The 12,697-nt window shown below is 33.2% G+C and carries 11 protein-coding genes; 10 read left to right on the top strand and 1 reads right to left on the bottom strand.

All coding sequences use genetic code 11. The annotated features are described in order from the left end of the window. Positions 1–104: 104 nt before the first annotated feature. The 5 genes from lspA to BW929_RS08785 all read left to right on the top strand — a co-directional run bounded on the left by lspA (position 105) and on the right by BW929_RS08785 (position 6,643). Complete coding sequence (gene lspA, locus BW929_RS08805) at positions 105–563, top strand: signal peptidase II (protein ID WP_076545069.1); 459 nt, start codon at positions 105–107, stop codon at positions 561–563. After that, on the top strand, positions 564–1,475 hold the full coding sequence (locus BW929_RS08800) for an RluA family pseudouridine synthase (protein WP_076545067.1): 912 nt from the start codon (positions 564–566) through the stop codon (positions 1,473–1,475). It begins immediately after the preceding gene. A 56-nt stretch (positions 1,476–1,531) separates the two neighbouring features. Continuing rightward, positions 1,532–2,734, top strand: coding sequence for an FprA family A-type flavoprotein (locus BW929_RS08795; protein WP_076545066.1), 1,203 nt, complete (start codon positions 1,532–1,534; stop codon positions 2,732–2,734). Positions 2,735–2,979: 245 nt separating this feature from the next. After that, complete coding sequence (fusA, locus tag BW929_RS08790; protein ID WP_076545064.1) at positions 2,980–5,040, top strand: elongation factor G; 2,061 nt, start codon at positions 2,980–2,982, stop codon at positions 5,038–5,040. 97 nt (positions 5,041–5,137) lie between these two features. Beyond that, on the top strand, positions 5,138–6,643 hold the full coding sequence (locus tag BW929_RS08785) for a copper homeostasis protein CutE (protein WP_076545063.1): 1,506 nt from the start codon (positions 5,138–5,140) through the stop codon (positions 6,641–6,643). On the opposite strand, the gene BW929_RS08780 is transcribed toward BW929_RS08785, so the two are convergent. Continuing rightward, the gene (locus BW929_RS08780; protein WP_076545061.1) at positions 6,640–8,391 is read right to left on the bottom strand and encodes an Rqc2 family fibronectin-binding protein; all 1,752 of its coding nucleotides are present in this window, start codon (positions 8,389–8,391) and stop codon (positions 6,640–6,642) included. The two genes, BW929_RS08785 and BW929_RS08780, sit on opposite strands and share 4 nt — an antisense overlap. A 190-nt stretch (positions 8,392–8,581) precedes the next feature. Here BW929_RS08780 and remA point away from each other — a divergent pair, with 190 nt between their 5' ends. The 5 genes from remA (at position 8,582) to BW929_RS08755 (ending at position 12,635) form a co-directional block, all read left to right on the top strand. Beyond that, positions 8,582–8,827 carry an extracellular matrix/biofilm regulator RemA gene (gene remA, locus BW929_RS08775; RefSeq protein WP_076545060.1) on the top strand — a complete coding sequence of 82 codons (246 nt, stop codon included), beginning with the start codon at positions 8,582–8,584 and terminating at the stop codon, positions 8,825–8,827. Positions 8,828–8,844: 17 nt separating this feature from the next. Beyond that, the gene (gene gmk, locus BW929_RS08770; RefSeq protein WP_076545058.1) at positions 8,845–9,420 is read left to right on the top strand and encodes a guanylate kinase; all 576 of its coding nucleotides are present in this window, start codon (positions 8,845–8,847) and stop codon (positions 9,418–9,420) included. Further along, a complete protein-coding gene (rpoZ, locus tag BW929_RS08765) occupies positions 9,417–9,626 on the top strand; it encodes a DNA-directed RNA polymerase subunit omega (RefSeq protein WP_076545057.1) in 210 nt (69 codons plus the stop codon). Before gmk ends, rpoZ begins: the two co-directional genes overlap by 4 nt. Positions 9,627–9,683: 57 nt before the next feature. Further along, a complete protein-coding gene (gene coaBC / locus BW929_RS08760; protein ID WP_076545055.1) occupies positions 9,684–10,868 on the top strand; it encodes a bifunctional phosphopantothenoylcysteine decarboxylase/phosphopantothenate--cysteine ligase CoaBC in 1,185 nt (394 codons plus the stop codon). A 207-nt stretch (positions 10,869–11,075) separates the two neighbouring features. Further along, positions 11,076–12,635 (top strand): ABC transporter substrate-binding protein, encoded by a 1,560-nt coding sequence (locus BW929_RS08755; RefSeq protein WP_076545053.1) that lies wholly within the window; start codon positions 11,076–11,078, stop codon positions 12,633–12,635. Positions 12,636–12,697 lie beyond the last annotated feature (62 nt).

Raw genomic sequence — 12,697 nt, 5'->3', positions numbered from 1 at the left:
ATCATCCAATTCTTATCTTAGCATATAATTCGCGAATATAAAAGAGTAATTAGTAATTGTCTAAGTTATTTCAATATGTTAAAATTATATTTGGAGTTGAGCTTATGTTCATTGTCATTTTATCTACAGTAATTATCTTAATTGATCAGTTAAGTAAATATTTAATTCGAAGTAATTTTGAGCAGTTTCAAAAAATATTTTTGATCAGAGATTATCTATATTTAACTTTTGTTAAAAATAGGGGAGCTGCCTTTGGTATTTTAAGCGGTCAGCACAGATTTTTTATTCTGATTACAGTATTATTTTTAATATTTATTATTTATCTTTATAAATGGGAATTATCAGATTCACTCTCTGTAAAAATAGCTCTTAGTTTTTTATTTGGGGGAAGTCTGGGGAATTTGATTGACCGTATGTTAATGCATTATGTGACGGACTTTATTGCTGTAGATTTATTTGATTTTTACCAGCTGCCAGTTATCAATATTGCAGATATATTTATATTTTTTGGAGTCTTAATTTTGATTTTTCAATTAATGATCGACGAAGATAGAGGTGTTTAAATGAAAGAATACAGTTTAGAAGTAGAAAAAAAGGATCAGGGGAAAAGAATTGATAAATATTTAACAGCGGAAATTTCTGAGTTATCGCGATCATTTATTCAAAAATTGATTGAAGCAGAAGAGATCACTGTAAATGGTCATTCAGTTGAAAAAAGTTATGGGATCAATGTGGGGGATTTTGTAAAAGTTAAGGTTAAAGAAAAAGATGCTAAAGTTAAAGCGGTCGAAATGGAGCTGGATATAGTTTATGAAGACCAGGATATAATAGTGATTAATAAAGAGGTTGATCGAGTTGTACATCCTGCACCAGGTCACTACAATGATACAGTTGTTAATGCACTGCTGGCTTATGTCGATAACTTATCAGCAATTAATGGAGTAAAAAGACCCGGGATTGTTCACAGACTTGATAAGGACACCTCAGGGCTGTTAATTGTTGCTAAAAATGATAGGAGCCATAAAAATTTGGCCCAGCAATTTAAAAAAAGAAGGGTAGAAAAATATTATTATGCACTTATTGAAGGAAATCTGGCCTATGAAAAAGGTAAGATAGATGCTCCAATTGGAAGAGATCCAAATGATCGCAAAAAAATGGCTGTTCGTAAACGAAACAGTAAAAATGCTGTTAGTCGTTTCAAAATCATTGAAGAGTTTAAAAATTATACGCTGGTTGAAGTAAAGATTGAAACCGGTAGAACTCATCAGATTAGGGTTCATTTTTCTTATCTTGGACATCCAATTGTTGGGGATAAAAAATATGGTTCTAAAAATAGTCTTAAAGCTGAAAGGCAGCTTTTGCATGCAAAGAGATTAATTATTAACCACCCAGTAAGTGGGGAAAAAATGGAGTTTGAAGCTGAACTGAAATCTGATTTTAAAGATGTTCTGGCTGAATTAAGAAAAGAAAATTAACTTTACTGCAGGAAAAATTCAATTTTAGAAGAAAATTAATTTAGGAGGCGGTTATTTTGTATAATTCAATTAAGCTTAGCGAAAATGTTCACTGGGTTGGAGTAAATGATAAAGAAACTGACTTATTTGAGTCTTTGTGGCCTCTGCCAGAAGGAATATCTTATAATTCTTATGTGATTAATGATGATAAAGTTGCTTTAATTGACACAGTTAAAATTAATTATACAGATACATATCTGGAGAAAGTTAAAGATGTGATTGGTGATAAAAAAGTTGATTATTTAATTATTAATCATATGGAACCTGATCATTCCGGTTCTATTAAGTCAATGCGAGAAGCGTTTCCAGAAATGAAAATTGTTGGTAATGCCAAGACTATGAACTTTTTAGAAGGCTTTTATGGAATTACCGAAGGGACAATGGTAATTGAAGATGGAGATGAACTTAACTTAGGCTCAAGAACACTTAAATTTTATCTGACACCAATGGTTCACTGGCCTGAAACTATGATGACCTTTGATCAAAAAGATAAAATTTTATTTGCAGGAGATGCTTTTGGAGGCTTTGGTTCTCTAAATGGTTACCTCTTTGATGATGAGGTAAATATTGAGTATTTTGAAGATGAAATTAGAAGATATTTTTCCAATATTATTGGTAAATATGGTCCGGTTGTTCATAAAACAATTTCCAGATTGCGCAAGGAAATTGATCAGATTGGAATGGTCGCTACTACTCACGGACTGGTATGGCGAGAGGATCCTGCTCATATTATTGATGAGTATGATAAATGGAGCCAGCAGCAGACAGAAAATGGGGTAGTTGTTGTTTATGGGTCAATGTATGGTAATACAAAAATTATGGCCGAAACTGTAGCGAGATCCTTATCGGAAAATGGTATTGAACAGATTAGATTATTTGATGTTTCTCGGAAAGATATTTCATATATCATTAATGATATATGGAAGTATAATGGTATTGTTTTGGGAAGCTGTACTTATAACACCGAGATTTTTCCTCCCATGGAATATTTACTAAAAAGTTTAGAAAGTAGAAATTTGAGAAATCGTGTACTTGGAATTTTTGGTTCCTACAGCTGGAGTGGTGGAGCTCTGGATCGTCTTAAAGATTTTAAAGAAAAAGTTAACTGCAATCTGGTAGAACCTGTAATTGAATCTCAATTTGCACCGAGTGGCGATATTCTGGAAAAATGTTATTTGTTGGGAGAGAATGTAGCTAGTAAGGTAAAGGAAAATAATTAACTGTTAAATAGGCTTTAAATTAAAAATAAATAATCTACTCTGCAGCTGTTTTATAATTTAAAATAAATAGCCAGAGTAGATTAATTTTTTAAAATAATATTCACAAAATTAAAGGAATTTAAATAACTATTGTAGAAGTAATAAAATACAGAAAATTTTTTAAAGCATAATGTCAGAATATTTAAATCAATTATCCTGACAACAAATCAAATAAACTTCAATAATATGAAAGGCTGGTGGAAAAATTGAGTAAAATTACTAGTAAAGACATTAGAAACTTTTGCTTTATATCACATGGAGGTGCGGGTAAATCAACACTGACTGAAATGCTGCTTTATAATGCAGGTGTAATTGATGAACCAGGCAGTGTTGATAAAGGAAATTCTCATTCTGATTTTAATGCAGTTGAAAAAGAACATAAACACTCAGTTCACAACAGTTACTTTAATTTTGAATGGCATAATAAATTATTTCATTTTATTGACACCCCTGGTTATGCAGATTTCCGCAGCGAGGTTATCAGTGCACTGAGAATGGTGGAAAGTGCTGTCTTGCTGGTTGATGCTGCAGCCGGTATTGAAGTTAATACAGGTTATGTCTGGGAATTAGCGGATAAAAATGATCTGGCAAAAGCTGTGTTTATAAATAAAGTAGATAAGGAAGATGCTGATTTTGATCGAGTTGTCGAAGAACTTCGGTCTACATATGATGACAGTTTTGCAATTGTTACTATTCCTTATTATGAAAATGGTAAATTTGAAGGTATCATTGACTTATTAGATGAGAAACTTTATAAAAATATTGATGGGGAATTAAAATCTTTTCCCGTTCCGGATTCCGAAAAAGAGAGAGTTGAGGATTATGAATTAAAACTGACCGAAGAAATAGTTGAATTAAAAGAAGATTTGATGATTAAATATCTTGATGGCGAGAAAATAACCATTAAAGAGTTAACTAAAGCTTTTGAAGAAGAAGTTGCTGGTGAGGAATTAGTTCCAGTTTTTGCAGGTTCAGCGTTACAAAATTGTGGAGTAGCTAAATTCCTGGATGATTTAACAAGGATTTTCCCGTCAGCATCTGAAGTTCATTCCGATCATCTAGTTAAATCTGGAGAAGTTCTCAGCCCTGAACCAGAAAGCAAATTTAGTGCTCAGGTCTGCAAAACAATGGTGGATCCTTATATTGGTAAACTATCGATTTTTAGAATTTTTTCAGGTAAATTAGAGCGGGATGATATGATTTATATTCCAAATATTGATGAAGAAATTAAAGTTACCAAACTTTATAAACTTAATGGTAAAGATCAGGATAATGTTGATGATCTTACAGCAGGAGAAATTGGCGCTGTGGCTAAATTGGATGAGCTGGTTACCTCTTATACAATGCGTGATCCTGAAACAGATATTTATTATCATGAGCTTGAATTTCCAAAGCCAATGTACAGCAGAGCAGCATATCCAGCTGACGGCATAGATGAAGAAAAAATGGCTTCTGCTTTACAGCGCTACAGTGATTCTGATCCAACTTTTAAAGTTAATTATAATAAAGTGACAAAAGAATTAATTTGTGATGGTATGGGAACTATTCATTTTATTATGATCAAAGAAGAATGTCAGCGCAAATATGATGTTGATTTTACAACTCAGGAACCAAAGGTTGCTTACCGGGAAACTATTCAGAAAAAAGCCGATGTAGAAGAAAAATATAAAAAGCAATCCGGAGGACGTGGACAGTATGGTCATGTGCTAATGCGGGTTGAACCATTGCCTCGTGGAAGAGGATTTGAATTTGAAGAAGAAATATTTGGTGGTGCAATTCCAGGTCAGTATATTCCTGCAGTGGAAAAAGGAATTGTAGATGCAAAAGAAGAGGGAGCTCTGGCAGGTTATCCAGTTGTAGACTTTAAAGTAGTCTTATATGATGGCTCCTATCATGATGTTGACTCTTCCGAAATGGCTTTTAAAATCGCTTCTTCAAAAGCTTTTAGAAAAGCGCTAGAACAGGCCAGATCTGTTTTACTGGAACCAATTATGTCCGTTAAAGTTACAGTACCTCAAGACTTTATGGGAGATATAATGGGAGATTTTAATTCTCGTCGTGGTAGAATTGAAGGTATGGATCCTCAGGATGGAGTACAGATAATTAAAGCAAAAGTACCACAGGCAGAAATGTTTAATTATGCTGTAGAATTGAAATCAATTACAGGTGGTTATGGTTCTTTTGATATGGAATTTTCTCATTATGACAAAGTTCCGGGAGATATCAGTGATAAAATAATAGAACAGGTTAAGAGAGAAAAGTCTTAAACATAAGTAAATAAAATCAGCTCGAATGCATGAGGCCGGCTATTATAGCTGGCCTTTTTTCAGTTTATATTATATAATGATTTCTGGAGGCAGAAATATGGAATTTATTTTAATTATTTTATCATCAATTTTATTTACAGCACCATATTATTATCCAGCTTTATTTTTCTTGAGCTGGTTTGCTTTTATACCACTAATTTATCTTGTTAATGATTATGATTACAGTCATTCTTTTATAATTGCTTTATTGATTGGTTTTTTGAATTCAGTTTTTTCACTGCACTGGCTTTATCAACCTCTTAATACAGCTCTTAAAATGCCCTTTTCTTTTAATTTAGTTATTTTATTTATTTATTTTTTATTTTCAGCACTTCCGCTTGCTGGCTGGGTGATTATAAACAAATTTCTACAGCCACAAAATTCCTACAGTCCATTTATTGCTGCTTTAAGCTGGACTGTGCTGGAGTATTTTCGATTTGAATTTTTTAATTTTAATCCCTTTAATTATTTTGCCTATACCCAGAGTGCTTTTCCTTTAGTTGTTCAGTATGCTGGTTATGGTGGGGTTTTTTTGGTCTCATTTATTACAGTTTTATTTGCCTCTTATCTGGTTAAAATTTATCTGGAGCCAGCCTGGAAAAAAATTGTGCCCTTAATCTTGATTTTTATAGTGGTGGCAGCTGTTCCTTTTTTTACCAAAACAGATCTGGAAGCAAACATCAGTAGACAGAAAGTTGATTTACTGGTAGCGGATTCTGTTAGAGATGACAGTTTTTTTGATAAAATAGCAAAAGAAATTGATAATCTAACAGATTTAGTTAAAAAAAGTAAAAATGAAGTTATATTTATGCCAGAGAAGAGTATCAGCTTTGATCTGATTAGAAATAATTATTATAGAGATCAGCTTTTTTCCAGATTAAAAGAGAGTTTGGGTACTTCCTATCTTCAGTTAGGAGCAGCAGCTGCTAAAGATCAAAATTATCAGGCAGAAGTATTTAATTCTCTGTTTTTATTTTCCGGAGATATGAAAATGATTAAAAGAACTAATAAGCAGGGCAATATTATGTCAGGAATTAATTTTCCCTATCTTAAAGAAATAAATAGGCTGATGGCTGATTATTTAAACTATAAACCTGACTTATTAAAACAGCCAGTTTCAGCTGCTGAAATTGATGTGAAAAATATAGCTTACATTAATCTTTTTGCTGAAGAAATTTTTATTCCAGTTGTTAATAAAAAAAACAACCAGATTCAGGATATGAATTTAATTGTTAACGTAGCTGCCGAAGAAAAAGCTGCTTCTAAGGTATATAATAATTTAAGCTTTGCAGCTGCTGTTTTCAGGGCTGCAGAAAGCAGAACAGATTTAATTAGAACAGTAAGTGGAGGTTTAAGCGGCTATATAAATGAACGAGGAAAGGTGCTGGCAAAGACAGAGCTTGTAAATGATATTCTGCCGATTAATTTAACTTTAAGGAAAGAAACAAGTTATTATCAGAAATATCCTCTGAGAATTATAAAAATAATTATTGCCATTTTTATATTAATTGTTATCATTAAGTCAATTGCAGTAATTAAAAATAAATGGAGCAGCAGAAATTAATCTGCTGCTAATTGTTTTAATAATTCTTTGTCAGCTGGATCGATGTAGATTGTCTGATACTTTTCATAATAGACCAGTCCGGGTTTAGCCCCTTTAGGTTTATTGACATTTTCCACAGGCGTGTAATCTATAGGAACATTTGTGGATTCTCTTGCTTTGCTAAAATAAGCAGCAATGGCTGCTGCCTGTCTCAGAGTTTTATCGGGGAGGTTTTTATCGGTGTCTCTTTTTATTATCACATGCGAGCCTGCAATAACTTTGGTATGCAGCCAGATATCACCATTATTAGCCATTTTTTTAGTTAACCTATCATTCTGTTTGTTATTCCTTCCCACCAATATCTGATATCCATCACTGGAAATGAATTTACGTGGGGGTAGTTTTTTACTTCCTTTATTTCTTTTGTTTTGTTTCTGCTTTTTAATATACTTTTCTTCTTTTAATTCTTCTTTTATCTCTGCCAGATCATCTAAAGTTTCAGCCTGCTCAATATTCATACTTACCTGTTTTAAATATTTTTCTTCATGCCTTAGTTTGGCTATTTCTCTTTTTAAATGTTTTACGCTTTTTTTCAATTTATTATATTTCTTAAAATATTTTTGAGCATTTTCGGAAGGAGATTTTGCAGGATCAAGTTTTATTTCTATCTGGTTCTGATCTTCACTATAATAATCATTTACCACAGCTTTTTTATCTCCCCGATTAATCTGATAAATATTGGCGGTTATCAGTTCTCCCATTTTTTTATATTTTTTAGCATTTTTACTTTCTTTAAGCTGTTTTTTTAATTTTTTTTGTTTCTTAAGATTTTTGTTTAGATAAGTATTAACTACTTTATTTAATTCTCTAATATTTTTATTTAGTTCTTTATCCTTTAAAAATTCCTCAAAATAATAATCCATCATTTGATCAAGATCATCAAACTCCTCAATTTTTTCGGGGTTTCTGTGATTAAGAATAAAGGCAGAAATGTAGTCTACCTCACCTGTCTTAGTGGCAATTACTGGCCTGTAGACTCCTTTTTTAAATTCGCTAAAAAGATTCAGCATTGATTCGGCAATTTTATCTTTTTTAGAATTAATTAGATTATTATAATTTTCTGCAGGGTCTATTCCAGCTCGATGGACAATTTCGCGGGCTGAATATGGTCCAATACCTCTAAAATTGTACATTACCGCTCTAAAAGCAGCTTGAGAAAAGTCTTCGCTTATAATTTGCCGGAATTCTTCTTTACTGGTAAGACTAAGAGGATTTAATTTATCCTGTGCTGGAGGTTTTTCATATTTTATACCCGGATATAGCTGTCGTTCTGAATTTTGTTTTTCAGTAATTCTTTTCATTGCATCCAGTACCATTTCATTATCATCCAGAAGAATGACATTACTGTATTTCCCCATTAGTTCAGCAATTAACGAGTATTTTTTTCCTCTTTTTTCAATCTCAATTTTAATCATTCTTTCAAAATCCGGCTGTATTATATCCTGAATATATGAATTTTTTAAATATTTTCTGAGCATCATACAAAAATCAGGTGGATAGGAAGGAAAGTCAAAATCAAGCTCAGTTAAATTGATTCTTGCTCCCTGAGGATCAGTAGAAATTAAAAGTTCTAAGTTTTGATTATTATTTCTTAAACGAATAATTAAATATTTTTTATCTATTTGATAAGCCTTTTCAATTCTGGCGCCGATGATTTTTTGCTTTAAATTATCCTTAAGAGCAGATAACATAATTCCATCAAAGGCCATACAGATCACTCCAATCTTTAATATATTTATTTAAGTATAAAAGAAACTCAGCTGAGAGTCAATTAAATAAACAATCGTTTGCAGCAAAGACTCAGCTCAACCCTTGTCAAAAAAGTAATGCTGTGGTATCATTAATAAAGATAAGGAGCGAAGTTATTTTAGATAAATAAGACTTTAGGGGGTATAAATAATGGATGTCAACTTGATCAATATTGGTTTTGGTAATATTATTGCAGCAAATAGAGTGATTGCAGTAGTTAGTCCAGAATCAGCACCTATAAAAAGAATTATTCAGGAAGCACGTGAAAGAGGAATGTTAATCGATGCTACCTATGGACGTCGTACACGAGCGGTTATTATTACAGATAGTGATCATGTAGTCCTGTCTGCAATTCAGCCAGAAACTGTCTCACACCGTTTAGAAGACGAAAAATAAAGTGGAGGTATAAATTAATGTCAAAGGGGTTATTATTTGTATTATCCGGGCCATCAGGTGTGGGGAAAAATACTGTGCTTGACGAACTGTTTAGAAATTTTGATGGGGTTTCCTATTCTGTTTCTGCAACCACCCGCGAAAGAAGAAAGGGTGAGATTGAGGGAGAGGATTATTTCTTTATTTCGGAAGCAGAATTTGAAGAAATTGAAGAAAATGATGGTTTTATAGAAAGTGCTCTGGTACACGGTCACTATTATGGGACTCCCAAAAAATTTGTCGATCAAAAATTAGAAGATGGAGAAGATATCATTCTGGAAATTGATACCCAGGGTGCAAAACAGGTTCGAGATAAATATCCGGAAGCTGTTTATATCTTTTTGGTCCCACCCTCTCTGGAAGAATTAGAGAATAGACTTGATAAACGTGGTTCAGAGAGTGATAAAAGTAAAAGTCTACGTTTGAAAAATGCACGCCAGGAATTAAAAGAAGTACATAAATACGATTATGAAGTTATTAATGATAGCTTATCAGATGCAGTTAGAGAAATAAAAAAAATTATTATAAAGGAACAAAAAAGGAGAGATTCAAAATGATTACTGAACCCTCTGCAGAACAGTTGGTAGATAAAGCCGATAGTTTATATACAGTTATTATCCTAGCGGCAAAAAGAGCAAGACATCTCAATGAAAGCGGTCAGAAAATATTAGAAGAATACCGCAGTCATAAATTAGTTTCTCAAAGTTTAGAAGAAATTGAAAAAGATAAAATCACTTATGAAAAGAGAAATAATTTAGTCTAGCACCTGAAAATTATAAAAAATTTGACTAAACATATTTAAAAACAAAGGGGTAGAAAAATGTCTGCAAATATTGTTTTGGGAGTAACCGGAGGAATAGCAGCTTATAAATCACTGCAGGTTGCAAGCAGTTTAACCAAGTTAAATCATAATGTTTATACAATTATGACTGAATCGGCAACTGAATTTATTAAACCAATTACATTTCATTCTTTAACACATTTACCGGTGGAAAGTAAATTATTCAGCACAACTACCAGTGAAGTAAAACATATTGGTCTGGCCGATAAAGCGGATTTGTTTTTGATTGCACCGGCAACAGCAAACTTTATTGCTAAGGCAGCGGCAGGTATTGCAGATGATTTGCTGACAACAGTAATTCTGGCTACAGAAGCTCCAATAATGATTGCACCTTCTATGAATGTGCATATGTTTGAGAATCCTGTGGTACAGAGAAATATGCAGACTTTAGAGGATTTAGGTTATAAAATTATTACCCCTGATGCCGGTTATCTAGCCTGTGGTTATACTGGACAGGGAAGATTGCCTGATCCTGAACGTTTAGTTGAAGAAATCAAACGGGAACTTTTAAAAAAGGATCTTAAAAACAAAAAAATTCTTATTACTGCTGGTCCAACTCGGGAGTCGATAGATCCGGTCCGTTTTTTAACTAATCATTCCAGTGGCAAAATGGGTTACGCTCTGGCCCAGGCTGCTTCTTATCGAGGTGCTGCGGTTAAATTGATTTCTGGCCCAACTGAACTTAAATCACCTCTAGGTGTTGAACTTATCAGAGTAGAAAGCGCTGCTGATATGAAAGAAGAGGTATTTAAAGAAGCTGAGAGTGCTGATATAATAATTATGGCTGCAGCAGTAGCAGACTACCGTCCTCAGAAGTATAACCCGCAGAAGATCAAGAAAGAAAAAGGCAGTTTAAAACTCGAACTGGAAAGAACAACTGATATTCTGGCGGAACTGGGCAAAAACAAAAATAAAAACCAGCTATTAATTGGTTTTGCTGCTGAAAGTGAAAATTTGTTAGATAATGCCCAGGCTAAATTGAGTAAAAAACAGGCTGATTATATTATTGCAAATGATATTAGTGATAAAAATATTGCTTTTGGCAGTGATAAAAATCAGGTTATTATATTAAGCGAAGAGGGAAGTGCTAAATTACCTCTGCTTGAAAAAGGAAAACTGGCTCATAAAATATTTGATTATATAATTGATGCAGAAAGGAAATAAATGTAATTTTAATTTACATTTATTATATTTAATTGAAAATATTATTGCGAAATAATTGACTTAATTCAAAAAATCAAATATAATAAATATAAGTATAGATTTATTATTGTAAAAATTCTTTCAATTAATTTTTGGAGGTGATAAAAACATTTTGTAAGGCCCGAAAATAAGATATTACAGACAAAAATGAGGAGGAAGAAGCTTAGTATGAGAAAATTAATTTTAACAACTTTTATTATTTTAGTAGTAATGTCGGTATTTGTAACAGGGGTAATGGCACAGGAACAGGGTGGAACTCTTGTTTTTGGCCGTGGAGGAGATACAGTAGGTTTAGATCCAATTCAGGTGACTGATGGAGAATCTTTTAAAGTAACTCAGCAGATTTATGATACCCTTGTTGATTATACTCCTGGCACAACCGAAGTAGAACCAGCTCTGGCAACAGACTGGGAAGTATCTGAAGATGGATTAACCTGGACTTTTAATTTACGTGAAGGCGTAAAGTTTCATGATGGAAATCCATTTAATGCAGAAGCTGTAAAATGGAATTTTGATCGCTGGCGTCTGGAAGATCATCCCTATCATATTGGTGGAGAATTCACCTATTATGGTTATATGTTCCAGGGTTTCCCGGGAATTATTCAGGAAGTTAATGTAGTAGACGAATATACAGTAGAATTCGTTCTTTCTGAAAAACAGGCTCCATTTTTAAACAACCTGGCTATGGTTCCTTTTGGAATTGCCAGTCCGGAAGCTGTCAAAGAATATGGGGAAAATTATTTTAAACATCCTGTAGGTACTGGTGCTTATACTCTTGAAGAATGGCGTCAGGGAGATAGAGTAATCCTGAAGGCAAACGAAAATTACTGGAGAGAAAGAGCTTATCTGGATGAAATTGTTTTCCGTTCAATACCTGATAACTCAGCTCGTTTTATGGAATTACAGTCCGGAACTATTGATATGATGGATGGAGTAAGTCCAGAAGATGTAGAAGCAGTGAAAAGTTCTGATGGGTTAAAACTATCCTTAAGACCAAGTATGAATGTTGGTTATTTTGCAATGAACTTTAAGTTTGAACCTTTTGATGATGTAAGAGTTAGAAGAGCCTTTAACCATGCAATTGATAAGCAGGCAATTATTGATGCTTTTTATGCTGGTTTAGCTGAACCAGCAAAGAACCCAATGCCACCTTCTATCTGGGGTTATAATGATAATATAGAACCTTATGAATATGATCCAGAAAAAGCAAAAGAATTATTAGCTGAAGCTGGTTATGAAGATGGTTTTGAATTTGATCTCTGGTATTTACCGGTACCAAGACCATATATTCCACAGGGTAAATTTATTGGTCAGGCTATTCAAAGTTATTTAAGTGAAATTGGTGTTACAGCTAATCTGGTAACTTATGACTGGAGTACCTACCTTGATAAGACTGAACATCAGGAAGCTCCAACATACATGTTGGGATGGACAGGTGACAATGGTGATCCAGATAATTTCTTATATGTGCTCTTAGATAAAACTAATAGTAATAATGCATATGAAAGTGAAGAACTGCATGAGGTATTAGTTGAAGCACAAAAAACAATGGATCAGGATAGACGAGTTGAGCTTTATATGGAAGCACAGGAAATCATCCATAAGGATGCTCCCTGGGTACCTTTAGTTCACTCAACACCACCAATTGCTTTAAAATCAAATGTTGAAAATTATGTACCAAACCCAACAGGAACTGAAAAGTTACACAGAGTTTGGTTAGAAGAATAAAGAAATTAAAATTGAATCAAAAAATTAATCTGCGGCTGGAAAGCCGCAGATTAACTTTGAAT

The organism is Halanaerobium kushneri (assembly GCF_900156285.1).
GTDB classification, from domain to species: Bacteria; Bacillota; Halanaerobiia; order Halanaerobiales; family Halanaerobiaceae; genus Halanaerobium; species Halanaerobium kushneri.
The sequence above is the reverse complement of the archived record's forward strand: the minus strand, read 5'-3'. Positions and strand labels throughout refer to the sequence as shown.